The sequence below is a fragment of the Streptomyces sp. NPDC100445 genome (assembly GCF_044759735.1).
Lineage (GTDB): Bacteria > Actinomycetota > Actinomycetes > Streptomycetales > Streptomycetaceae > Streptomyces.
Genome location: NZ_JBIVZV010000016.1, coordinates 1 through 22916, shown reverse-complemented (window position 1 = coordinate 22916; position 22916 = coordinate 1). Strand labels below are relative to the sequence as shown.

19 protein-coding genes are annotated in these 22916 nt (G+C 73.3%); 9 read left to right on the top strand and 10 right to left on the bottom strand.

The features are described from left to right. Window positions 1-438: 438 nt before the first annotated feature. Window positions 439-1011 (top strand): DJ-1/PfpI family protein, encoded by a 573-nt coding sequence (locus ACIQVT_RS31220; RefSeq protein ID WP_403761751.1) that lies wholly within the window; start codon window positions 439-441, stop codon window positions 1009-1011. A gap of 33 nt (window positions 1012-1044) precedes the next feature. On the opposite strand, the gene ACIQVT_RS31215 is transcribed toward ACIQVT_RS31220, so the two are convergent. Further along, window positions 1045-1716: an HAD family hydrolase gene (locus ACIQVT_RS31215; RefSeq protein WP_403761748.1), complete on the bottom strand. Its 672-nt coding sequence runs from the start codon at window positions 1714-1716 to the stop codon at window positions 1045-1047. 48 nt (window positions 1717-1764) lie between these two features. Continuing rightward, entirely contained in the window at window positions 1765-2277 is a 513-nt protein-coding gene (locus ACIQVT_RS31210) for a DUF6912 family protein (protein ID WP_403761745.1), read from the bottom strand. 341 nt (window positions 2278-2618) lie between these two features. Here ACIQVT_RS31210 and ACIQVT_RS31205 point away from each other — a divergent pair, with 341 nt between their 5' ends. After that, complete coding sequence (locus tag ACIQVT_RS31205) at window positions 2619-3053, top strand: Rv3235 family protein (protein WP_403761741.1); 435 nt, start codon at window positions 2619-2621, stop codon at window positions 3051-3053. Between the two features lie 124 nt (window positions 3054-3177). Here ACIQVT_RS31205 and secA read toward each other — a convergent pair whose 3' ends face one another. Continuing rightward, the gene (gene secA / locus ACIQVT_RS31200; RefSeq protein WP_403761738.1) at window positions 3178-5988 is read right to left on the bottom strand and encodes a preprotein translocase subunit SecA; all 2811 of its coding nucleotides are present in this window, start codon (window positions 5986-5988) and stop codon (window positions 3178-3180) included. Window positions 5989-6242: 254 nt separating this feature from the next. Here secA and ACIQVT_RS31195 point away from each other — a divergent pair, with 254 nt between their 5' ends. Continuing rightward, complete coding sequence (locus ACIQVT_RS31195) at window positions 6243-6812, top strand: GNAT family N-acetyltransferase (protein WP_403761734.1); 570 nt, start codon at window positions 6243-6245, stop codon at window positions 6810-6812. A gap of 73 nt (window positions 6813-6885) precedes the next feature. Further along, the gene (locus ACIQVT_RS31190; protein WP_403761731.1) at window positions 6886-8067 is read left to right on the top strand and encodes a winged helix-turn-helix domain-containing protein; all 1182 of its coding nucleotides are present in this window, start codon (window positions 6886-6888) and stop codon (window positions 8065-8067) included. On the opposite strand, the gene ACIQVT_RS31185 is transcribed toward ACIQVT_RS31190, so the two are convergent. The 7 genes from ACIQVT_RS31185 to mtnA all read right to left on the bottom strand — a co-directional run bounded on the left by ACIQVT_RS31185 (window position 8064) and on the right by mtnA (window position 16995). Further along, complete coding sequence (locus ACIQVT_RS31185; RefSeq protein WP_403761728.1) at window positions 8064-8810, bottom strand: response regulator; 747 nt, start codon at window positions 8808-8810, stop codon at window positions 8064-8066. The two genes, ACIQVT_RS31190 and ACIQVT_RS31185, sit on opposite strands and share 4 nt — an antisense overlap. A gap of 204 nt (window positions 8811-9014) precedes the next feature. Further along, entirely contained in the window at window positions 9015-9710 is a 696-nt protein-coding gene (hpf, locus tag ACIQVT_RS31180; RefSeq protein ID WP_403761725.1) for a ribosome hibernation-promoting factor, HPF/YfiA family, read from the bottom strand. A 320-nt stretch (window positions 9711-10030) separates the two neighbouring features. Further along, on the bottom strand, window positions 10031-10915 hold the full coding sequence (locus ACIQVT_RS31175; RefSeq protein ID WP_403761722.1) for a ComF family protein: 885 nt from the start codon (window positions 10913-10915) through the stop codon (window positions 10031-10033). Between the two features lie 90 nt (window positions 10916-11005). Further along, a complete protein-coding gene (locus ACIQVT_RS31170; RefSeq protein WP_403761719.1) occupies window positions 11006-12844 on the bottom strand; it encodes an LpqB family beta-propeller domain-containing protein in 1839 nt (612 codons plus the stop codon). After that, window positions 12834-14960, bottom strand: coding sequence for an MtrAB system histidine kinase MtrB (gene mtrB / locus ACIQVT_RS31165; RefSeq protein WP_403761715.1), 2127 nt, complete (start codon window positions 14958-14960; stop codon window positions 12834-12836). The genes ACIQVT_RS31170 and mtrB overlap by 11 nt, the downstream gene beginning before the upstream one ends. 1 nt (window position 14961) lies before the next feature. Continuing rightward, window positions 14962-15651: a two-component system response regulator MtrA gene (gene mtrA / locus ACIQVT_RS31160; protein ID WP_187279108.1), complete on the bottom strand. Its 690-nt coding sequence runs from the start codon at window positions 15649-15651 to the stop codon at window positions 14962-14964. Window positions 15652-15852: 201 nt separating this feature from the next. Next, the gene (gene mtnA / locus ACIQVT_RS31155; RefSeq protein WP_403761712.1) at window positions 15853-16995 is read right to left on the bottom strand and encodes an S-methyl-5-thioribose-1-phosphate isomerase; all 1143 of its coding nucleotides are present in this window, start codon (window positions 16993-16995) and stop codon (window positions 15853-15855) included. Between the two features lie 140 nt (window positions 16996-17135). On the opposite strand from mtnA, the gene ACIQVT_RS31150 reads away from it, so the two are divergent. From ACIQVT_RS31150 to ACIQVT_RS31130, 5 genes are read left to right on the top strand one after another with little or no spacing between them, the layout of a single operon-like run. Then, on the top strand, window positions 17136-18494 hold the full coding sequence (locus ACIQVT_RS31150) for a glycerophosphoryl diester phosphodiesterase membrane domain-containing protein (RefSeq protein WP_403761709.1): 1359 nt from the start codon (window positions 17136-17138) through the stop codon (window positions 18492-18494). Window positions 18495-18498: 4 nt separating this feature from the next. After that, a complete protein-coding gene (locus ACIQVT_RS31145) occupies window positions 18499-19278 on the top strand; it encodes a DUF4129 domain-containing protein (protein ID WP_403761706.1) in 780 nt (259 codons plus the stop codon). Further along, window positions 19275-20465, top strand: coding sequence for a DUF4350 domain-containing protein (locus ACIQVT_RS31140; protein ID WP_403761703.1), 1191 nt, complete (start codon window positions 19275-19277; stop codon window positions 20463-20465). Before ACIQVT_RS31145 ends, ACIQVT_RS31140 begins: the two co-directional genes overlap by 4 nt. Continuing rightward, window positions 20465-21454, top strand: coding sequence for an AAA family ATPase (locus ACIQVT_RS31135; protein ID WP_403762199.1), 990 nt, complete (start codon window positions 20465-20467; stop codon window positions 21452-21454). Before ACIQVT_RS31140 ends, ACIQVT_RS31135 begins: the two co-directional genes overlap by 1 nt. Next, window positions 21454-22764, top strand: a complete 1311-nt coding sequence (locus tag ACIQVT_RS31130; protein WP_403761700.1) for a DUF58 domain-containing protein — start codon at window positions 21454-21456, stop codon at window positions 22762-22764. The genes ACIQVT_RS31135 and ACIQVT_RS31130 overlap by 1 nt, the downstream gene beginning before the upstream one ends. The last annotated feature ends 152 nt before the right edge of the window (window positions 22765-22916 follow it).

The following is a 22916-nucleotide window of genomic DNA, read 5'->3' as shown; positions in this document are numbered from 1 at the left end:
CGGCCATTTCCGGCACGTCCGTCGAGTGTGACGCTGCTCTCGGCACCGCCGTGTCCCGGAGCGTCCCCGGCGTCCTGGGGGCACCGGTGCCCCCGTCCCGCCCGCGAAGATCGGCGATCGGCGCCCGGTCACGGAGGTGCTCCGTGCGGCCCGGGCGCGAGGCGGGAGCGACGTCGCTCCCGCGGGATATCGCGCTGATCACGCCACAAGGCTATCGCCACCCACCCGGGAGCCGTCATGAGCCGTATGTGTACAAAACCGAGGGGCGAAGTTTGACGTTCTGCACAGCGGCGGTACGGGGCCGGGTGGCGTAACCGCGATCCGGTCGCGCCCCCGCGTCCGCGGACGCACCCTGAGAGACGCCGGGCCCCCTTGGCAGGCGCCCGCGACGCGGGCACGGTACCGAGAGTGCCCGGAGTCCGTCCCGAGGAGCCCACCATGCCCACCCAGATCCTGATCGTCACCGGCGACGCGGCGGAGTCGCTGGAGGTCCTCTACCCCTACCAGCGGCTGCGCGAGGAGGGCTACGAGGTCCACATCGCGGCCCCCACCCGCAAGACCCTCCGTTTCGTCGTCCACGACTTCGAGCCCGGCTACGACACCTACACCGAGAAGCCCGGGTACACCTGGCCCGCCGACCTGGCCTTCGCCGAGGTCGACCCCGGCCGGTACGCGGCCCTGGTCATCCCCGGCGGCCGGGCCCCCGAGTACCTGCGCAACGACCCCGAACTCCGCAAGATCCTCAAGGCGTTCTTCGACGCGGACAAGCCGGTCGCCCAGATCTGCCACGGCCCGCTGCTCACCGCCGCGATCGACTCCCTCCAGGGCCGCCGGGTCACGGCGTACCCCGCGCTGGAACCCGACATGCAGGCCGCCGGCGCCGGCTTCCAGGACACCGAGGCGGTCGTGGACGGCACCCTCGTCTCCGCCCGCGCCTGGCCGGACCACCCGGCGTGGATGCGGGAGTTCCTGAAGATCCTGCGCACCAAGGCGCCGGTCACGCCGGCGTGACGGCTGCCGGCCGAGCCGGTACCGCGCGCCGGGTCAGGCCGTGGCTATTCGGCGGGCCTCGGCCACGGCCTCGGCCAGGGTGTCCACCACCGGCACCCCGACCGCCTCCAGACCGGCCCGGCTGTGCGAGCCCCCGGTGTACAGCACGGCCCGCGCGCCCACGTGCAGCGCGGCGACCGCGTCGTCCGCCGCGTCCCCGATCACCACGGTCCGCTCCGGCGCCGCCCGCCCCGCCAGCGCCTCCAGGTGCCGCACCATGTGCTCGGCCTTGCTGCCGCCGGACGGCCCCCTGCGCCCGTCGACCCGGAGGAAGTGCTCCGCGATCCCGAAGCCCCGCACCAACGGCACCAGGTCCTCGTGCCCGTACATGCTCAGCAGCGACTGGCTGTGTCCCGCCGTCCGCCATCCGGCGAGCAGCTCCGCCGCGCCCTCGGTGAGCGAGCACCGCACCCGGTGCTCGGCGTAGTGCCGGTGGAAGACGACGTCCATCGACTCCCACTCGGCACCCGTCGGCAGCCGGCCGAGCAGCCGCTCGTAGAACTTCGGCACCGGCACGCAGTACAGCGACCGGTACTGCTCCAGTGTGATCGGCGCGAGGCCCAGCTCGGCGAAGGCCGCGTTCGTCGCCCCGATGATCGCGTCATTGTCGTGGAACAGCGTCCCGTTCCAGTCCCAGACGATGTGCGCGCTTCCTTGCGTCCCCATGTCGAAAACCGTACCCGCCACCACTGACAGTCACGGCTCCCGCCCGGGTCAGGCCCGTCCGACCAGGTGCGGGATCTCCTGCGTGGCGAACCACAGCAGCTCGTGGTCGTCCGCCCCGTCCACCACGAACCGCGCGTCGTCGTCGCCGCCGTCCGCCGCCTCCAGCGCGTCCGCCGCCGCGCGCACGTCCCGCTCCGCGTCGTCCGCGTCGACGTGCACGGCGGCCGCCTTCGCCAGCGGCACCGGCGCCTTCAGCGTCACCTCGCCCAGGGCGGCCGGGTCGAGGGCGCGGTCGGGGTCGGCGCTCGCGGCACCGTCCGGCACGTCCACGGCGACGACGACCCGGCGCCGTACCGCGTCCGGGTCCGCCGCCAGCAGTCGCAGCGAGGCCAGGGCTGCCCGGCCGAGCGCCGCGTACTCCAGCTCCTCGATGTCGTCGGAGAGGTACCACTCGCGCAGCGCGGGGGTGACGGCGTACGCCGCGAAGGGCCCGCTGCCCAGCTCACCCGTCTCGTGCGCCTCGGCGAGCGCGGTGAGGGTCAGGGGGACGTAGACGCGCATGCTGGCCGCTCTTTCCTGGTCGAAGGCTCCGCTGGGGGCCCCGGGAGGAAGCGGCTGGCGCGTCCCCCGGCGGGCCTTCAGGATACGTGCGCCCGTCCCCTTTCGAGCCCCTGCCCGGCGCCGCCCGGGCGTCCACCGCGCGCCGCCGCCTCACCCTCCCCGGCCGCCCAATGACACGGTCCGCGACACCCCACGTCCCTCGGATAGGTGAACCTCGCGGACACCGCCCCGCCCCCGTCCCTTCCTTGCCCGCGCCCGCCCCGGCCCGTACAAGATCCCCACCAGCTAGTTACCGCCCGGTATCACCCGGCCCGCCGAACGGGGACCCCATGAACAAGGTCATGAGCCGCACCACGACCGCCCAGTCCCGGCCGCGTCACCGGCCGCCGACCCGCCGCGACCCCCGCCGCCCCGGGGGCGCACCGCCCCGCACGCCCAGCCGGCCGGCGGCCACCGCGGCCGTGCGGCCGCCCGACCTCTTCGCCGACCGTCTGCTGGCCGTCCTGAGCGGTCAGCGGCCCGTCCACTGGATGCTCCGGCACACGGCGGGCCGCGCCTACGACGACCTGGCCCGCCTCGCCGAACGCGGCCCCCTGCGCGCCCTCGGCGCCCGCCCGGTCGTCCACGACATCGGCTACTACGTCCCGAGCGAAGGCGCGCTGGAGGTCTTCGCCCGCGTCGGCGCCGGGGGGCGGCTGCGGGCCATGGCCTTCCGCCTGGAACGCGGCAACGACCTCCGCTGGCGCTGCACAGCCGTGGAAACGGGCCCCCACTGACCCCGGGGGGACAGCGGCCCCCTCAGGGGCGCGGGGAACTGCGCGACCGACCCCCGCACACCCGCACCCGACGACGAAAAGGGCCGGCCCCGCGGAGGGAACCGGCCCTGTTCACGCCCAGGCGTCACTTCTTGCGGCGGCGACCACCCTTGGCCTGGCGGCGCCGCTCGGCGCGGGTGAGCCCGTCGGACTCGGAGCGCACCGGCTCCTCGTCCTCCAGGTCACGCTCGACGATGCCACCCTCGCCGTCCACCGACGGCGCCGAGAAGTGCAGGTCACGCCGCTGCGGGACGTCCAGCCCCTTCGCGCGGATCTCGGGACGGGCGCCCGCCTGCGCCGGCACCGTGTCGTGCACGCCCTCGCCCGCGGGCACGGCCTCCTCGACCGGGACCTCCTCGACCTGCTGCTCGACCTGGACCTCCAGGTTGAACAGGTAGCCGACGGACTCCTCCTTGATGCCCTCCATCATGGCGGTGAACATGTCGAAGCCCTCGCGCTGGTACTCGACCAGGGGGTCCTTCTGCGCCATCGCGCGCAGGCCGATGCCCTCCTGGAGGTAGTCCATCTCGTAGAGGTGCTCGCGCCACTTGCGGTCCAGCACCGACAGCACGACCCGGCGCTCCAGCTCACGCATGATCTCGGAGCCGAGCTGCGCCTCCCGGGAGGCGTACTGGTCGTGGATGTCCTCCTTGATGGACTCCGAGAGGAACTCGGCGGTCAGGCCCGCGCGGTCGCCGGCCGCCTCCTCCAGCTCCTCCACGGTGATCTTCACCGGGTACAGCTGGCGGAAGGCGCCCCACAGCCGGTCCAGGTCCCAGTCCTCGGGGAAGCCCTCGGCGGTCTCGGCGGCGATGTACGCGTCGATCGTGTCGTCCATGAAGTGCTGGATCTGCTCCTCGAGGTCCTCGCCCTCCAGGACGCGGCGGCGCTCGCCGTAGATGACCTCGCGCTGCCGGTTGAGCACCTCGTCGTACTTCAGGACGTTCTTGCGGGTCTCGAAGTTCTGCGTCTCCACCTGGGCCTGCGCGGACGCGATCGCCCGGGTGACCATCTTGTTCTCGATCGGCACGTCGTCCGGCACGTTCGCCATCGACATCACGCGCTCGACCATCTGCGCCTTGAACAGCCGCATGAGGTCGTCGCCGAGGGACAGGTAGAAGCGGGACTCGCCGGGGTCGCCCTGACGTCCGGAGCGGCCGCGCAGCTGGTTGTCGATGCGGCGCGACTCGTGCCGCTCGGTGCCCAGCACGTACAGCCCGCCGAGGGCCTCGACCTCGTCCTTCTCGGCCTTGACCGCGGCCTCGGCCCGCTCCAGGGCGGCCGGCAGGGCCGCGGCCCACTCCTCGATGTGCTCCTCGGGGTCGAGGCCGCGCTGGCGCAGCTCCGCCTCGGCGAGGTCCTCGGGGTTGCCGCCGAGCTTGATGTCCGTGCCACGGCCGGCCATGTTGGTGGCCACGGTCACGGCGCCCTTGCGGCCGGCCTGGGCGACGATCTGCGCCTCACGGTCGTGCTGCTTGGCGTTGAGCACCTCGTGCTGGATGCCGCGCTTGCTGAGCTGCTGCGAGAGGTACTCCGACTTCTCGACGGAGGTGGTGCCGACGAGGATCGGCTGGCCCTTCTCGTGCTTCTCGGCGATGTCGTCGACGACCGCCTCGAACTTGGCGACCTCGGTGCGGTAGATCAGGTCGGACTTGTCCGCGCGGACCATCGGCTTGTTGGTCGGGATGGGGACCACACCGAGCTTGTAGATCTGGTGGAACTCGGCGGCCTCGGTCATCGCCGTACCGGTCATGCCGGACAGCTTGCTGTACAGGCGGAAGAAGTTCTGGAGGGTGATCGTGGCGAGGGTCTGGTTCTCGTCCTTGATGTCCACCCCTTCCTTCGCCTCGATCGCCTGGTGCATGCCCTCGTTGTAGCGGCGGCCGGCGAGGATACGGCCGGTGTGCTCGTCGACGATCATGACTTCGCCGTCGATGACGACGTAGTCCTTGTCCTTCTTGAACAGTTCCTTCGCCTTGATGGCGTTGTTCAGGTAACCCACGAGCGGGGTGTTCACCGACTCGTAGAGGTTGTCGATGCCCAGCCAGTCCTCGACCTTGCTGACGCCGGACTCGTGGATGGCGACCGTGCGCTTCTTCTCGTCGACGTCGTAGTCGCCGGTCTCCTCGAGACCCTTCAGGGGGTTGCCGGCCTCGCCGCGCTTGAGGCGCGTGACCAGCTTGGCGAAGTCGCCGTACCACTTGGTGGCCTGGTCGGCGGGGCCGGAGATGATCAGCGGCGTACGGGCCTCGTCGATGAGGATGGAGTCGACCTCGTCCACGATGGCGAAGTTGTGGCCGCGCTGCACCAGCTCGTCCTGCGACCACGCCATGTTGTCGCGCAGGTAGTCGAAGCCGAACTCGTTGTTCGTGCCGTAGGTGATGTCGCACGCGTACTGCTCACGGCGCTGAGCCGGCGTCATGTTGGCGAGGATGCAGCCGACCTCGAGCCCCAGGAACTTGTGGACGCGGCCCATCATCTCGGAGTCGCGCTCGGCCAGGTAGTCGTTGACCGTGATGAGGTGGACGCCCTTCCCGGACAGGGCGTTCAGGTACGCGGGCAGCGTGCCGACGAGGGTCTTGCCCTCACCGGTCTTCATCTCGGCCACGTACCCGAGGTGGAGCGCGGCGCCGCCCATCATCTGGACGTCGTAGTGCCGCTGGCCGAGGACGCGCTTGGCGGCCTCGCGTACGGTGGCGAACGCCTCGGGGAGCAGGTCGTCCAGGCTCTCACCGTCGGCGTACCGCTGCTTGTACTCATCGGTGAGGGCGCGCAGCTCGGCGTCGGAGAGGTTGACGAAGTCCTCTTCGATGGAGTTGACCTGGTCCGCGATGCGGTGCAGCTTGCGCAGGATCTTGCCTTCGCCTGCACGCATGATCTTCGAGAGGACGGACACGGGGGCTGGTCTCCTTGCCGGTCGGGCCTGGGACGGTCGGGTTTCCTTGTGACGTACTGAGCAACGGCCATCGTATGCGAGGACCCGGCTGCCCCGGGAGGCCTGGCGGCGCGACGGCTGCTTCACCCGGGACAACGGACGGGGCGGCCGGATGGTGCCGCTCCGCACCCCGATTCCCCGCCGGGCGTGATCACCCGCTCACACCGTGTCCACCCGGATGGCCACCCCGGGGGCGCGCCCAGCAGAATCGGGCGATGCGACCCGTCACGCTCACCACGGACCGTCTCGTGCTCCGCGCCGTCGGCCCCGCCGACACCGACGCGGTGTACGTGGCCGTACAGGACCCCGACATCCGGCGCTGGACCACGATCCCCTCGCCCTACCTGCCGGAACACGCGCTCGCCTTCACCGAACAGATCGTCCCCGACGGCTGGGCACAGGGGTCGATGTTCGGTTTCGGCGTGTTCCTCGCCGCCGGCCCGCTGGCCGGCGTGCTCGGTCTGACGATGCGTTCCCTGGGCACGGCCGAGATCGGCTTCTGGGCGGCCCGGGAACACCGGGGCAACGGCTACCTGACCGAGGCCACCCTCACCGCCTGCCGGTGGATCTTCACCGAGGTCGGCGTCGACCGGGTCGAATGGCGCGCGGAGGTGGGCAACCACGCCTCCCGCGCGGTGGTCGAACACGCCGGGTTCACCGTCGAGGGCACCCTGCGCTCCGCCCTCAACAACAAGGGGGTGCGCCGGGACTGCTGGGTCGGCTCCCTGCTCCCCTCGGACCTCGGACTGCCCTCCACCGCCCCCTACCTGCCCGCGCGTTCGTGACCGGGAGGGCCCGGCATCGGTGATCGGGAGGGCCCGACCCGCACTGTCAGTGGCACCCTCTACCCTCCGACGCATGACGACCCACCCGCGCCCCACCACCACCCTCACCGCGGACGACGCCCGCCGGATCGTGCTGCGCGCCCAGGGCCTTCTCGGCGCGCCCGACCGGCGTGCCGGTGTGCGCGGGGTGCTGCGCCGCCTCGGCGCGGTGCAGCTCGACACGATCTCGGTCCTCGCCCGCTCCCACGAACTCGTGCCGTACGCGCGCCTGGGCGCCGTCGGCCGCAGGGCCGTCGAGGGCGCGTACTGGTCGGACACCCACGCCTTCGAGTACTGGTCGCACGCGGCCTGCATCCTCCCCGTCGAGGAGTGGCCGCACTTCGCCTTCCGCCGCCGCGCCTACCGCGGCCGGCCGCACTGGAATCACGACCTCCCCGCGGGGGTCTACGACCAGGTCGTCGCGCAGCTGCGCGCGGAGGGCCCGCTGACCGCCACGGAGCTGGGCGGCGCGAAGCGCACCAGCGAGTGGTGGGACTGGTCGGGCACCAAGGTCGCCGTCGAGCGCGCGCTGATGTACGGCGAGGTGGTGTGCGTGGAACGGCGCGGCTGGAAGCGGGTGTACGACCTCGCCGAGCGCGCGATCCCTCAGAAGCTGCTCCACGACGACCTGGACGACGCCGCGTGCCTGCGCCGCCTGGTCCGGCTGGCGGGCGAGTCCCTCGGTGTCGGCACGCGCGCGGACATCGCCGACTACCACCGCCTCAAGGGCGAGCAGGTCGACGCGGTGATCGCCGACTCGGGGCTGGTGCCGGTGGAGGTCGAGGGGTGGGGCAGGCCGGCCTGGGCCGACCCGGCGGCCCTCGCGGCACCGCCGCGCGGCCGGCACCGCACCACCCTGCTGTCGCCGTTCGACTCCCTGGTCTGGGAGCGGGCGCGCACGGAGCGGATCTTCGGCTTCAGCCACCGCCTGGAGGCGTACGTGCCCCGGCCCAAGCGGGTCCACGGTTACTTCGCGATGCCGGTGCTGGCCGGCGGCCGGCTGGTCGGGCGGGTCGACCCGGCCCGCGAGGGCGGCACGCTGGTGGCGAGGCAGGTCACCCTGGACGGGCCGAAGGCGGTGCCGGCGGTCGCGCAGGCCCTCGTCGAGGCGGCGACCTGGGTGAACTGCACGGACGTGCGGGTGGAGCGGGTGGACGCGGCCGAGTTGCGCGAGCCGCTCACCAGGGAACTGTCCGTGCTGCTCGGACAGGGCTAGCGGATCTCGAGGATCTTCTCCCGCATCGCGTAGACCACGGCCTCCATCCTGGAGTGCAGCTGGAGCTTCTCCAGGATGTTGCGGACGTGGTTCTTCACGGTGTTCTCGGAGATGAACAACTCCTTGGCGATGTCCCGGTTGTTCATCCCGGTCGCGACGAGCTTGAGCACCTCCAGCTCCCGGTCCGTCAGCCGGGGCGCGGGCACCAGCCGGCGCTCGTCGGTGCGCTGGATCATCGACTTGAACTCGGTGAGGAGTTTCGACGCCATCGAAGGGCTGATCTGCGACTGCCCGTCGGCCACCGCGCGGATCGCGGTGGCCACCTCGTCGGTCGAGATCTCCTTGAGGAGGTATCCGGTCGCGCCCGCCTTGATCGCTTCGTAGAGGTCGGCCTCCTCGTCGCTGATCGTCAGCATGATGATCTTCGCGCTGGGCGCCACCTCCTTGATGGAGGTGCAGGCCTCGATACCGCCGCGCCGGGGCATGCGGACGTCCATCAGCACGATGTCGGGCAGCAGGTCGGCGGCCTTGTCCACGGCCTCGGCGCCGTCCCCCGCCTCGCCGACGACCTGGATGTCCTCCTCGGCGGCGAGCACGATCTCCAGGCCGCGCCGGAAGAGGGCGTGGTCGTCCACGACCAGGACCCGGATCGGCTCCTGGCGTGCGGAGCCCGCGTCCGGGTCCCTGCCGTTGACATGGTCGCCGGCGCCCCCGTCCCGCATCGGTCCGAAGGTGTCCGCCATCGTTCCTCCCCCTGAAGGCTGTGGCCCGTGGTCCTGTGCCATCGCCAACCCAAGGCAGCGGCCCACCGGTTGGGCCGGTGCGGCCATGATTCCATGCCCGGGCGCCACCGAGGTGACGTGCGAGGCGTGAAGTGGTCGCACATCGGTGCCCCTGGGGGCGCACAGGCGCTCCAGGGGCACCGGCCGAGCTTCGGGCCGGGCGGGTCAGCCGCCCAGCGTGCCACCCGCCGCGTGCGGGTCCGTCTCGGTGACCATCGGGTCGGTGCTGAGGTGGATCACGCCGTAGTCGTAGGCGTGCCGTCGGTAGACGACGCTCGGTTCCTTCGTCTCGGCGTCGACGAACAGATAGAAGTCGTGGCCGACCAGTTCCATCTCGTACAGGGCCTGGTCGAGCGTCATCGGGGAGGCGACGTGGGTCTTCTCGCGGACCACGAGGGGGCCTTCGCCCTTGATCTCCAGCGAGCCGATCCTCTTGGTCGGCACCGCGTCCTGCTGCTCCTCCTCCTGGACGAGGAGGCCGTTCTCGTCCAGCGTCGCCACGTCCGGGACGTGGTCGGCGATCTCCGCCGCCGACACGCGGTGCGCGCCCCGGCGTGAGTAGCGCTTGTCGTGCTGCTTGCGCAGACGCGCGTCCAGCTTCTCCGCCGCCAGGTCGAGTGCCGCGTACGGGTCGCTGGCCGCTGCCTCCGCCCGGATCACCGGACCGCGGGAGCGGAGCGTGATCTCCACTCGGTCACAGCGGTCGGCCTGTCGGGGGTTGGGCTCCTTGGACACCTCGACGTCGAGGCTGATCACCTTGCCATCGAGCTTCTGGATCTTCTCCAGCTTCAGCTTCTCGGCCACGTGCTTGCGGAACCGCTCGGGCACCTCGGTCTTGCGGCCTTTGACGACGATGTCCACGCAGAACTCCGTTCCCGGATCGCTCCGCCTCGGCGGAGCGTCTCCCTTTCGCACCAGGTCCGGTGATCACCGGACCTCGGACTCGGTGACTTCCACCTCCTCCTCCCCCATGGACGAGATCTCCACCCCACCGGTGCGGGTGATTGAGAAAAACCCGCGGCACGGCATTCGGATATGGGAGGTGTGGCCTGCGCCTTTCCTCACCACCGAACATATCTCGCCCGGACGGATGGCGTCACCCTCTACTACGACGTACCTCCGTCGGAGTGAATAACCCCTCTCGTATCCCTCTCACTACCTGCAACGACGCAGGTCGACGGTCAGTTCCTGTCCAATTCGAAAGAATCCCACGGCGCGGCGATCACCGCGGCGCGGAGCAGTCGCCCGAGGGCGTTCGGTACCGCGATATCCGGTGCATCCGGCACGCACTTCCTTCCCTCCAGCCGTGCACCGTTCCGTTGTTCTCCCCTACCTTCCCGGCTTGCGGCGGCGTACACAGGCGTCCCCTGATCGGGGCGGGGGACCGCCGCCGCCCCGAGGGCCCGCGCCGCCTCGGCGAGACTGGCGCCCGTGGTGACGAGGTCGTCGACGAGCACGATCCGGCCCGTCCCGAGCAGCCGGCCGCCCCCGGCGGTGACCTCCAGCGCGCCGGCCAGGTTCGCCCGGCGGCGCCGCGCGTCCAGACCCGTCTGGTCCGCCACGGCCCGCCGCTGCCGCAGCACGGCCGCCACCCGGGCCGGCGTCCCGGTGCGCCGCAGCTCCCGGGCCGCCGCGAGCGCCATCCGCCGTACCGGGTCGTGGCCGCGCGCCCGCACCGCCCACCGCGCGGAGGGCACCGGGACCAGCAGCACCGGCCCCGGACGCCCACCGGGTCCGCCACCCGCCCCCGGTCGGTGGAGGCCGGCCCCCGGAGCGCGAAGGCCCGCCCGCACCGCTTCCGCGAGCGCCGCGCCCAGCGTCCCGGCGAGCGCCAGCGCGCCGCGCTCCTTGTGGGCGAGGAGCAGCGCGCGCACCTCCGTCGCGTACGGCGCCACCGCGTGCACCACCGGCAGCCCGGCCGGCTCCGGCACCGGCCGTACCCGCCGCGCCGGACGTCCCTCCAGCGCGGCCCGGCAGCGCGGGCAGAGCGCCGTACGAGGTGCCTCGCAGCCCGCGCAGTCGGACGGCAGCACCAGGTCGGTGAGTTCCTGCCACCACCCCCGCATGCCCACCACTGTGCCGACGCCGGTCCCGGCCCGCCACCCCTGTGGACAACCGCCTGTGGACAACGCGTGCACCGGCGGAACGGCCGGCGCTCAGCCCGGATAGACCGGCGCCGTCCCGTCCTTGTCGATCTTCTGCCACTGCTCGCCGGACGGCAGCCGTACGATCCCGTCGTCCGAGTACGCCACCAGCGGCACCCGCTCGTTCTCCGAGGCGGCGATGGCCTTCACGCCGGGGAGCGCGCCCGGGGCCGGGCTGTCGAGCGCGGAGCCGTCGATCTGGACGTACCGCATCTGCTGCACGCCGCCGTGCTCCTGGCCGACGACGAGCAGTCTGCTGTCACCGGCCCAGGAGACGGCGCTGACCTCCTCCAGATCCGGCGCCGGCGAGTGCAGCCCGTCCACCGAGATGCCCTGCCCGGTGCCGTCGTCGTGCTGGACCCGGCCGATCAGCAGCGACCGCTTGCCGTCCTTCTCCACCACCAGCGCGATCCGCGTCCCGTCGGCGGCCACCCGCGCGTCGGTGATGCGGCCCGGCAGGTCCGGGACCGCGACCCGCTCCGGCTTGTCGCCGCCCTGTTCCAGGACGAACAGCCGCGGCCGGCGCGGGTCCCGGTCGGCCACCCACAGATCGCCGCGGGCGTCCCAGCTCGGCGTGGCCAGTCGCTCCGCCGGCGTCGCGCCACCGCTGGTCACCAGCGGCTCGCCGAGCGCCCCGCCGGTCGACAGCGACGTCGTGTACAGCGAGGCACCCTGGTCACCGACGGCGGCCGCGGTGTCCTCGTCCCGCGACACGGCCACGGACCGCAGCCCGCTGCCGCCCTCGCCCAGCGGCCCGGGCACCCGGTCGGCGCCCGCGCCGGCCCCGGTGCTGCCGGTCGGCATCCGCACCAGCCGGTGCCTGCCGTCGAGGAAGTACAGGTACTCGGGACGCCGGACGGAGCCGTGCCAGGCGGCGGACTCCGCGCGCTCCTCGCTGACCTCGCACAGCCGGTCGCCGCCCGCCCCCCGCAGCTGCACGGACTCCAGCGTCGGCACCAGGTTGCGCAGGGTGAACAGCACCTGCGTCGCCATCTCGGTGCACTTGCCGGCCGTGACCCGGGAGGCCTTCAGGTTCAGTGGCACGGTCAGCCTGTTCTGGTCGTCCGGCGCCAGCCCGGAGACGCCCTTGCCGAGCGCCGTACCCGTCGGGAAACTCGACCGGACCACCGGGCCGAGCCACGCGGTGGGACCGTGCAGCAGCGAGCGGACCAGCTCCGTCATCGGGTCCACCTTGCTGCGCACGAACACCGGATCGGCGACCGCCACCGGCTGCCCGCCGGCCCCGGCCGCCGTGCGGGAGGCGAAGTAGTACTTGTCGACGGACGTGTAGTTCCGCTGGAAGTCCGACTTGCCCATGACGACACCGTCGGGCAGCCCGTCGATGCGCCACTGCCCGCTCCTGGGGTTCTTCGTCAGGTGCAGCTTCTTGCGGTAGGGGGCCTCGGCGGGCTGGTAGGCCTGCTCCTCGTCGACCGTGGCGACCCGGGCGCCGGTCAGCACACAGGTCGCGCTGTTGGTCTCCTCCCGGCCCCCCGGGTTGCAGTTGGTCGCGATGCTCGGGCCGTTCGCGAGGACCGTCGTCGACCGCTCCGGCCGCCACCTGCGGGCCGCGTCCGCCGTCAGGTACTTGCGCGCCGTGTCATAACCGGGGTCGTCGCTGGTCAGAGCCTCAAGGAAGCCCTGCATGATCTCGCCGGGACCGACTCCCTCGGCGGGCGGCATCGCGAAGACGCGTACCCCGGTGTCCTGCCGCGGTGTGGACTCCACGTCCCTGAGGTCCCCGCTGTCGGGCATCGAGGCGCACCCGGCCAGTACGACCATCCCCAGTGCGGCGTACGCCACCGCGCGCCCCGGCCGCCGCCGTGCGCCCCCCGTGCGGTCAGCGGCCACGAAATGCCTCCCCTGGCTGGTTCGAGTCCTTCGGCGCGGCCGTGCCGGACGCGGAGGTGCGCGGCCGGTCCGCGTCCGCGTCGGCCGGCGGACGGGCCGCCGGCCTGTCGTCCGGGCGCCGGGCGCCGCCGGCGGGCCGGGGCACGACGCGCGCGCCGTTGCCCGGCAGCGCGGTCGGGTCGGCGGCGGGACCGGCGTTGGCCAGCCGCGGCGCGCCCGATGTCCGCGGCGGCAGCGCGGACGCCTGCGGGCCGCCCTGCTGCACCGGGACCGTCGCCCGCTTCTCCTCGTCGCCCCGGCGCTGACCGGCGTCGTCGAGGCCGCGGTTGCGGCGCGAGTCCTTGGGCTCCAGCGGTATCGGGGAACCCCGCAGCGGCTCGTCCGCCGTCCGCGGCAGCGTCAGCCGGAACTGCGAACCGCCGCCCGGCTCGCCCCACGCCTGGAGCCAGCCGCCGTGCAGCCGCGCGTCCTCCAGGGCGATCGACAGCCCCAGCCCGGTACCGCCGGTGGTACGCGCGCGCGCCGGGTCGGCCCGCCAGAAACGGCTGAACACCCGGGTCGCCTCACCGGGCTTCAGCCCGACGCCGTAGTCGCGCACCGCGACGGCCACCGCCCCGCCCGCCGAGGCGAGCCTGACGACCACGTCCTTGCCCTCACCGTGCTCGACGGCGTTGACGACGAGGTTGCGCAGGACGCGCTCCACGCGCCGGGCGTCCGCCTCGGCGACGACGGGCTGCCGGTCACCGCGCACCCGTATGCGGCTGCCCTTGCGCTCCGCGAGCGGCTCGGCGCCGCTGACCACCCGGCGGACGACCTCCCTGAGGTCGATCGGCTCGGCCTCCAGCGCCGCCGCCCCGGCGTCGAACCGGCTGATCTCCAGCAGGTCCGCGAGCAGCGACTCGAACCGGTCCAGCTGGTCGGCGAGCAGCTCGGCGGAGCGCGCGGTCACCGGGTCGAAGTCCTCGCGCGCCTCGTGGATGACGTCGGCGGCCATCCGGACGGTGGTCAGCGGGGTGCGCAGTTCGTGCGAGACGTCCGACACGAACCGGCGCTGCATCCGCGACAGGTCCTCCAGCTGCTGGATCTTCACCTGGAGGTTCTGCGCCATCTTGTTGAAGGCCTCGCCCAAGCGCGCGATGTCGTCCTCGCCGGTGACCTTCATCCGTTCCTGCAACCGCCCCGCGGACAGCCGCTCCGCGATCCCGGCCGCCATCCGCACCGGCGTGACCACCTGCCGCACCACCAGCCAGGCGATGGCCCCCAGCAGGACGACCACGAACAGCCCGGCGGTCGCCAGCGTGCCCTTGACCAGGCTGAGGGACTTCTCCTCCTGCGTCAGCGGGAAGAGGTAGTACAGCTCGTACGGCCGCCCGTTGGGGTCGTTGACCTGCTTGCCGATGACCAGCGCCGGCTGGGACTCCTTGCCGTTGGAGTAGACGATCCGCGTGTAGCTCTGGGCGGCCGTCGTACCGCCGTTGACCCGCTCCCGCAGGTCCGCGGGCACGCTGGACGTCGGGCTGACGTTCCCCGAGCCGCGCGGGCTGCGCCCGCCGCCGCTGTCGTCACCGACGGGCAGCGTCACCACGTCGAAGGCGCCCGCACCGCCGCTGGACAGCGAATCCACGAGGTCGCTCATCCACGGGATGACGTTCTGCGACTGCCGCCCGTCCGGGGTCACCGTGCCGTCGCCGGCACCGGTCCCGGCCGCCGTGCCCGCGCCGACCCCGCCGGCCGCCTCGTCCGCCTTCTGCTTGGCCACCGCGAACCCGCCCGTGGCCTGGCTCTGCGACGCCTTCACCTTCGCGTCGAGCAGGCCGTTGCGTACCTGCCCGATCACGACGAAACCCAGCAGCAGGACGACACCCAGCGACATCAGCAGGGTCGTGGCGACGACCCTCAGCTGGATGTTGCGCCGCCACAGCCGCATCACCGGCAGCAGCGGACGGCGCACCCAGCGCAGCAGCAACCGCAGCACCGGGCTGCCCTGGACGCCGGCCCGGGGCCAGCCGCCCTGGAACAGCCGCCGCAGACGCGCGGCCGGCGCCGGCCGGCCGACAGGCCGCTCCGGGCGGGTCCCGGACCTGCCGGGGGCCGAAGCGGCACTGTCCCCGTGCATGTCAGCTCGGTCCGGCCTTGTAACCGACACCACGGACGGTCACCACGATCTCCGGCCGCTCCGGGTCCTTCTCGACCTTGGAGCGCAGCCGCTGGACGTGCACGTTGACCAGCCGCGTGTCCGCCGCGTGCCGGTAGCCCCACACCTGCTCCAGCAGCACCTCGCGGGTGAACACCTGCCAGGGCTTGCGCGCGAGCGCGACCAGCAGGTCGAACTCCAGCGGCGTCAGCGCGATCGACTGCCCGTCCCGCTTCACCGAGTGCCCGGCCACGTCGATGACCAGGTCACCTATGGTCAGCTGCTCCGGCGCCGGCTCCTCGGACCTGCGCAGCCGCGCCCGGATCCGCGCCACCAGCTCCTTCGGCTTGAACGGCTTGACGATGTAGTCGTCGGCCCCCGACTCCAGGCCCACGACGACATCGACGGTGTCGCTCTTCGCCGTGAGCATCACGATCGGCACCCCGGACTCCGCCCGGATCAGCCGGCAGACCTCGATGCCGTCCCGTCCGGGCAGCATCAGGTCCAGCAGCACCAGATCGGGCTTGGACTCACGGAAAGCAGCCAGCGCCTTGTCGCCGTCGGCTACGAAAGACGGCTCAAAACCTTCACCACGCAACACGATGCCGAGCATCTCGGCCAGTGCGGTGTCGTCGTCGACGACAAGGACTCGTCCCTTCATAAACGACATCATCCCATTCTCGTAACGACGACAGAGGCGCAGGTGAGCAGGCTCACTGGCCGGTGACGATAGTCGTACAGGGGCGTCACTGTCTGCCCCGGTCCGCCGCGGCCGCGCCGGACCGGGTCCGCGGCGGGCCCGACGCCCGCTCCGCCGGGCCCTCCCGGGGCCCCGGGAGGAGCCGCTCCCCGGGCCCCGTTCGGGGTCGCGCCGTCAGCCGGCCGTCACCTGACGCGCCCGGGCGCACAGCTCCGCCAGCGCCTCGGCCGTCACGGGGGAGACGATCCCCTCCTCGGTGACGATCGCCGTCACCAGCTCGGGCGGCGTCACGTCGAACGCCGGGTTGTACGCCTGGGTGCCCAGGGGCGCCACCGGGATCCCGCCGCCCGCTCCCGTCACCGGCACCTGCGGCGCCGCGATCTCGGTCACTTCGTAGCCGGGACGCTGCTCGACCTCGATCGACGCCCCGTCCGGTGTGTCCGGGTCGACGGTCGTCAGCGGCGCCACCACGATGAACGGCACATGGTGGTACCGGGCGAGCACCGCCAGCGGATAGCTCCCCACCTTGTTCGCCACCGAGCCGTCGGCCGCGATCCGGTCCGCCCCGACCAGCACCGCGTCCACCTCGCCCGCCGCGAACAGCGAACCCGCCGCGTTGTCGGTGAGCAGCGTGTACGCCATCCCGGCCCGGGCCGCCTCGTACGCCGTCAGACGGGCGCCCTGGAGCAGCGGACGCGTCTCGTCCACCCAGAGCCGCCGCAACCGCCCCGCCCGGTGCGCGGCGAGCGCCACCGCCAGGGCCGTGCCCTCCCCGCCCGACACCAGCGAACCGGTGTTGCAGTGCGTCAGCACCCGGTGCCCGCCGGCGGGCAGCAGCTCGTCCAGCAGCGCCAGACCGTGAGCGGCCATCCGTACGCTGGCCTCGGCGTCCTCCCGGTGCAGCGTCCGCGCCGCGGCGAGCGTCGCCACCGCCGCGGCCGTGGGGTCACCGGTGCCGGCCAGCGCCGCCTCGTACGCGGCCCGGGCCCGGCGCACGCCGACGGACAGGTTCACCGCGGTGGGCCTGGCCTCCTCCAGCGCCCGCGCCGCGTCGGCCACGTCGAACCCGCGCGCGGCGGCGAGCGCGACACCGTACGCCCCCGCGATCCCGAGCAGCGGCGCCCCGCGCACGGCGAGCGAACGGATCGCTTCCACCAGCGCCGACGCGTCCGTGCACACCAGTTCGACCTCTTCGGCCGGAAGCCTCGTCTGATCGAGAAGGACCAGCACGGGCCCCTCGGGTGGTTCCTCCCATCGGATCGCCGGTATCTCGGTCGGCCGCCTGTCCTCACCGGTTCGCGCCTGCTGATCAGCCATGCCGTCAGTCTGCCCCGGAAACGGCGGACAATTGAAGGTGGCCGGCCCCCACCTCGACCGGACCCGCCGTGACCGGCCCATGGCACGATGGCTGCCAACCCTCCGCCGCGACCGCGGAAGGGCACCGAGAAGGAGCTTCGATGACAGACACTCCGGGCTGGGCCTCGCCCGGATCCGCCCCGTCGCCCGAGGGGCGGGAGCCCGGTGCGTCCGGCCCCGCCGAACCCGCCGACCACCCCGGCACCGACGACCGGGAACCGCGGGCGGCCGCGAACACACCGGACCGGGGCGCGACGTGGTCGGAGCGGCAGCCGCCGCCCGGCCAGTGGCCCGCGCCCACCGGCGCCCCCGGTCCGGGCCAGGCACCCCCGCCGCCGCCCGGCCCCGGCTGGGACGGCCGGTACCCCGGCGGTCACGGAGCCACCGGCTGGGGCGGCCCCGGTGGCGGTCACGCGGCCCCCGGCGGCTACCCCGCCTGGGGCGGCGGCTGGGGCGGCCCCCCGCCCGCGGCCAAGCCCGGCGTCGTCCCGCTGCGCCCGCTCGGCGTCGGCGAGATCCTCGACGGCGCCGTCTCCACCATGCGCGCGCACTGGCGCACGGTCCTCGGCATCGCACTGGCGGTCGCCCTGGTCACCGACATCGCCCTGGTCGTCGTGCAGGGCCTCTTCCTCGACGACACCCTCCCCCGGACCCCTCTGGACGGCCGCACCGCCACCCCCGACGACGTGCTCCGCGCCATGCGCGAGACGATGATCAGCTCCGGCGTCGTCTCCGTGATCTCCGGCGCCGCCCTCATCGTCGCCACCGCCCTGCTGGCGACCGTCACCAGCCGCGCCGTGCTCGGCAAGCCGATCGGCGGCGGCGAGGCCTGGCGCGAGGCCCGCCCGCAGCTCCCCCGGCTCGGCGGACTGCTGCTCCTGCTCGGTCTGATCATCGCCGGTGTGTTCGTCGCCGGCGCACTGCCCGGCTTCCTGGTACGGCGCACCGGCGACGACGCCGGTGGATCCGCGCTGCTCGCCCTCGGCCTCCTCGGCGCCACGGCCGTCGCGGTGTGGCTGTCGATCCGCTACTTCCTGGCCACGCCCGCCCTGATGCTGGAACGGCAGGGCGTGCTGAAGGCCATGGGCCGCTCCGCCAAGCTGGTGCGCGGCGCATGGTGGCGCATCCTCGGCATCCAGTCGCTCGCCTGGCTCATCTCCGGCATCGTCTCGGCCATCGTCACCGTGCCCTTCGCCGCCATCGGCGCGGCCGCGAGCGGCGACGGCATGGACGACTTCCTCACCACCGGCACCGGGCACCTCGGCTGGACGTTCCTGATCATCCGGGGGATCGGCTCCCTGATCGGCACCACGCTCACCCTCCCGATCACCGCCGGCGTCACCGTGCTCCTCTACATCGACCAGCGCATCCGTCGCGAGGCCCTCGACCTCGAACTGGCCCGCGCCGCCGGCGTCCAGGGCTACGGCACCGCCGCCCCCGGCGCCCTCCCCGGGAGCTGACGGGGTGAGCCTCGCGGGGGGCGTTCTCACGACGGCGGCCCCACCGGGTGCCGCCGCCACGGCTGTACGACTCGTGCGGCGCGCGGCGGACACCATCGCCTCGACGGCCGGCGACTCGGGCGACGGACCACCGGTGACGATCCCGCGCGGTCCGGCGCGGGAGGCGGCCCGGCGCGAGCTGTCCGAGCGGCTGTACCACCAGAACGACCCCAGTCCGCTCCAGCGCGCCCTCGACGCGTTCTGGGACCTGCTCGACCGGCTGCTCGGCTCGGCCGCCTCCGCGACACCCGGCGGCACGGTGGGCCTGGTCGTCGTCACCCTCTTCGTCGCCGCCGTACCGGCCGCCCTCTGGTGGCGGCTCGGCACGCCGCACCGCCGGCCCACCCCCGCCACCGCCCTGCTCGACGACCGTCCCCGCAGCGCCGCCGACCACCGCGCGGCCGGCGAGGCGCACGCCGCCCGGGGCCGGTGGAACCAGGCCGTCCAGGAACGCGTGCGGGCCCTCGTCCGCTCCCTGGAGGAACGCGGCCTGCTCGACCCGCACCCCGGCCGCACCGCGGACGAAGCGGCAGCCGAGGCCGGCCGTTCCCTCCCCGCGCACACGGACCGGCTGCGCGCCGCCGCCCGCGAGTTCGACGACGTCACATACGGCGGACGGGAGGCGAGCGCGCGGTCGTACCACCGCATCGCCGCCCTCGACGACGACCTCGCGCACACCCGGCCGAGCACCGCCGACAACGCCACCGGCGCGCCCCACCGCACCCGCCGGGGGGACGCCGAGTGACCACCGAGGCTCCGGCCACGGCCACCTCCACCACGCCCACCGGACGCCAGGTGTGGTCCCGCGCGCGGGGCGCCGCACTCGCCGCCGTACTGATCCTGGCCGCGGCCGTCGCCATGGCCGCCGTACACTCCACCGACCACCACGGCGACCTGGACCCGCGCTCCGCGGACCCCTACGGCAGCCGCGCCGTCGCCCGGCTCCTCGCGGCACGCGGCGTGTCCACCCGTGTGGTCACCACGCTCGGCGCGGCCCGCGCCGCCACCGGCCCGGACACCACCCTGCTGGTCGCCGTACCCGACCGGCTGACCCACCGTCAGCAGGAACAGCTGCACGCGGCGACGGCGGCCTCCGGGGGACGCGCCGTCCTCGTCGCGCCCGGCAGCTGGTCCGTCGAACGGCTCGCCCCCGGGGTCACCGCGGACCCGGCCACCAGCCCCCGCTCCGCACTCGCCCCCCACTGCCTCCTGCCCGAGGCCCGGCGGGCGGGCAGCGCCGACACCGGCGGCCTCCGCTACACCACCACCCACCTCGACGCCGACGCCTGCTACCCCAGCCAGCGCCTCGCCACCCTGCTGCGTGTCCCCGCGGCCTCCGGGAGCGGCGACACCGTCGTCCTCGGCGCACCCGGCATCCTCCGCAACAACCGCCTCGACCAGCAGGGCAACGCCTCGCTCGCCCTCCAACTCCTCGGCTCCCGCCCCCATCTGGTCTGGTACCTCCCCTCACTGTCCGACACCACCACCACCGGCGACCGACGGAACTTCCTCGACCTGCTCCCCACGGGATGGCTCCTGGCCACCGGACAACTCCTCCTCGCGGCCGGCCTCGCCGCCCTGTGGCGGGCACGCCGCCTCGGCCCCCTCGTCGCCGAACGGCTCCCCGTGGCGATCCGCGCCTCGGAGACCACCGAGGGCCGCGCCCGCCTCTACCGCAAGGCCGACGCCCGCGACCACGCGGCCGCCGTTCTCCGCTCCGCCACCCGCACCCGCCTCGCCCCCCTCGTCGGCGTCCCCCCGGCCCGGGCACACACGCCCGAGTACCTGCTCCTCGCCCTGTCCGCCCACCTCACCGGCGACGGACGGGCCCTGCACGCCCTCCTCTTCGGACCACCGCCCGGCGACGACGCGACCCTCGTCGCCCTCACCGACCGACTCGACGCCCTCGAAAGAGAGGTACGCCGTCCATGATGGCCCCGACCACTGACAACGCCGGGCGGACCGGGGACGCGGGCGCCGCCCGCGCCTCCCTGGAAGCCCTGCGCGCCGAGATCGCCAAAGCCGTGGTCGGCCAGGACCCCGCCGTGACCGGCCTCGTCATCGCGCTCCTCTGCCGTGGACACGTACTGCTCGAAGGGGTGCCCGGAGTCGCCAAGACGCTGCTCGTCCGCGCTCTCGCGTCGGCCCTGGAACTCGACACCAAACGCGTCCAGTTCACCCCCGACCTGATGCCGAGCGACATCACCGGCTCCCTCGTCTACGACGCCCGCACCGCCGAGTTCTCCTTCCAGCCCGGCCCGGTCTTCACCCACCTCCTCCTCGCGGACGAGATCAACCGCACCCCGCCCAAGACCCAGTCGTCCCTGCTGGAAGCCATGGAGGAACGCCAGGTGACGGTCGACGGCACGCCCCGCCCGCTGCCCGAGCCGTTCCTCGTCGCCGCGACCCAGAACCCGATCGAGTACGAGGGCACCTATCCCCTCCCCGAGGCCCAACTGGACCGCTTCCTTCTCAAGCTGACGGTTCCTCTGCCCTCCCGTCAGGACGAGATCGACGTCCTCACCCGCCACGCCTCGGGCTTCGACCCCCGCGACCTGCGCGCCGCCGGCGTACGCCCCGTGGCCGGGGCCGCCGACCTCGCGGCGGCCCGCGCCGCCGTCGCCGGCACGACGGTCTCCCCCGAGATCGCCGCGTACGTCGTCGACGTCTGCCGCGCCACCCGCGAATCGCCCTCCCTCACCCTCGGCGTCTCCCCCCGCGGCGCCACCGCGCTGCTCGCCACCTCCCGGGCCTGGGCCTGGCTGACGGGCCGCGACTACGTCACCCCGGACGACGTGAAGGCCCTCGCCCTGCCCACCCTGCGCCACCGGATCCAGCTGCGCCCGGAGGCCGAGATGGAGGGCGTCACCGCGGACTCGGTCATCAACGCCGTGCTCACCCACGTCCCGGTGCCCCGCTGATGCCCCTCACCGGACGCGCCGCCCTCCTCGCGGCCCTCGGCTCGATCCCCGTCGGCGTCCTGGAACCCGGCTGGGCGGGCATGGCGGCGGTCAACGGCTCCCTGGCCATGGCCTGCGCCTGCGACTACGCCCTGGCCGCGCCCGTGCGCCGTCTCGTACTGTCCCGCTCCGGCGACACCTCCACACGCCTCGGTGAAACCGCCGATGTCACCCTTTCGGTCACCAACCCGTCCTCCCGTCCGCTGCGCGCTCTGCTTCGCGATGCCTGGCCGCCCAGCAGCTGGCGGCCGGGCACCGAGTCCGAGGCCTCCCGGCACCGACTGACGGTGCCCCCGGGCGAACGCCGGCGGGTGACGACCCGGCTGCGTCCCACCCGCCGGGGCGACCGCCGGGCCGATCGCGTGACCATCCGCTCCTACGGTCCCCTCGGCCTGTTCTCCCGTCAGGGCACCCACCGACTGCCCTGGACTGTACGAGTCCTCCCCGCCTTCACGAGCCGCAAGCACCTCCCGTCGAAACTCGCTCGATTGCGTGAACTCGACGGCCGCACCAGCGTGCTGACGCGGGGCGAGGGGACGGAGTTCGACAGTCTGCGCGAGTACGTGCCCGGGGACGACACCCGCTCGATCGACTGGCGGGCCACCGCACGGCAGTCCGCGGTCGCGGTCCGCACCTGGCGACCCGAACGCGACCGGCACATCCTGCTCGTCCTGGACACCGGCCGCACCTCCGCGGGACGGGTGGGCGACGCCCCGCGTCTGGACGCGTCGATGGACGCGGCATTGCTCTTGGCGGCGCTGGCGGCCCGCGCCGGCGACCGTGTCGACCTGCTGGCCTACGACCGCCGGGTGCGCGCCCTCGTGCAGGGCCGCTCGGCACGTGACGTACTGCCGTCCCTGGTGCACGCGATGGCCACGGTGGAACCCGAGCTGGTCGAGACGGACGCGCGCGGACTCACAGGAGCCGTCCTGCGCACGGCACCGCGGCGCTCGCTGGTCGTGCTGCTGACGACACTGGACGCGGCACCGGTGGAGGAGGGCCTGCTCCCGATGCTTCCGCGGCTCACGGGACGCCACACCGTCCTGGTCGCCTCGGTCGCGGATCCGTACATCGCCCGTATGGCCGGGGCCCGAGGCAACGTGGAGGCGGTGTACGAGGCCGCGGCGGCGGCTCAGGCGCTGGACGAGCGCCGGCGTACCGCGGAGCAGCTGCGTCGTCATGGGGTGACGGTGGTGGACACGACACCGGAGGACCTGGCGCCGGCTCTGGCGGACGCGTATCTCGCTCTCAAGGCGGCGGGCCGGCTCTGACCCGGCCGTCGAATCCGAGCATCAATGTCGGAGCTTGACCGTCGGAGCTGAATGGGTCCCGGAACGCAGAAAACCCCCGCATCGAAGATGCGGGGGTTTTCCCAAAGATTGTTCGGCGGTGTCCTACTCTCCCACAGGGTCCCCCCTGCAGT

Bases quoted from the DNA above. Each gene is read 5' to 3' on its own strand.
- ACIQVT_RS31220 (WP_403761751.1), top strand. From the start codon at position 439: ATGCCCACCCAGATCCTGATCGTCACCGGCGACGCGGCGGAGTCGCTG.
- ACIQVT_RS31215 (WP_403761748.1), bottom strand. From the start codon at position 1,716: ATGGGGACGCAAGGAAGCGCGCACATCGTCTGGGACTGGAACGGGACG.
- ACIQVT_RS31210 (WP_403761745.1), bottom strand. From the start codon at position 2,277: ATGCGCGTCTACGTCCCCCTGACCCTCACCGCGCTCGCCGAGGCGCAC.
- ACIQVT_RS31205 (WP_403761741.1), top strand. From the start codon at position 2,619: ATGAGCCGCACCACGACCGCCCAGTCCCGGCCGCGTCACCGGCCGCCG.
- ACIQVT_RS31195 (WP_403761734.1), top strand. From the start codon at position 6,243: ATGCGACCCGTCACGCTCACCACGGACCGTCTCGTGCTCCGCGCCGTC.
- ACIQVT_RS31190 (WP_403761731.1), top strand. From the start codon at position 6,886: ATGACGACCCACCCGCGCCCCACCACCACCCTCACCGCGGACGACGCC.
- ACIQVT_RS31185 (WP_403761728.1), bottom strand. From the start codon at position 8,810: ATGGCGGACACCTTCGGACCGATGCGGGACGGGGGCGCCGGCGACCAT.
- ACIQVT_RS31175 (WP_403761722.1), bottom strand. From the start codon at position 10,915: ATGCGGGGGTGGTGGCAGGAACTCACCGACCTGGTGCTGCCGTCCGAC.
- mtrB (WP_403761715.1), bottom strand. From the start codon at position 14,960: ATGCACGGGGACAGTGCCGCTTCGGCCCCCGGCAGGTCCGGGACCCGC.
- mtrA (WP_187279108.1), bottom strand. From the start codon at position 15,651: ATGATGTCGTTTATGAAGGGACGAGTCCTTGTCGTCGACGACGACACC.
- mtnA (WP_403761712.1), bottom strand. From the start codon at position 16,995: ATGGCTGATCAGCAGGCGCGAACCGGTGAGGACAGGCGGCCGACCGAG.
- ACIQVT_RS31150 (WP_403761709.1), top strand. From the start codon at position 17,136: ATGACAGACACTCCGGGCTGGGCCTCGCCCGGATCCGCCCCGTCGCCC.
- ACIQVT_RS31135 (WP_403762199.1), top strand. From the start codon at position 20,465: ATGGCCCCGACCACTGACAACGCCGGGCGGACCGGGGACGCGGGCGCC.
- ACIQVT_RS31130 (WP_403761700.1), top strand. From the start codon at position 21,454: ATGCCCCTCACCGGACGCGCCGCCCTCCTCGCGGCCCTCGGCTCGATC.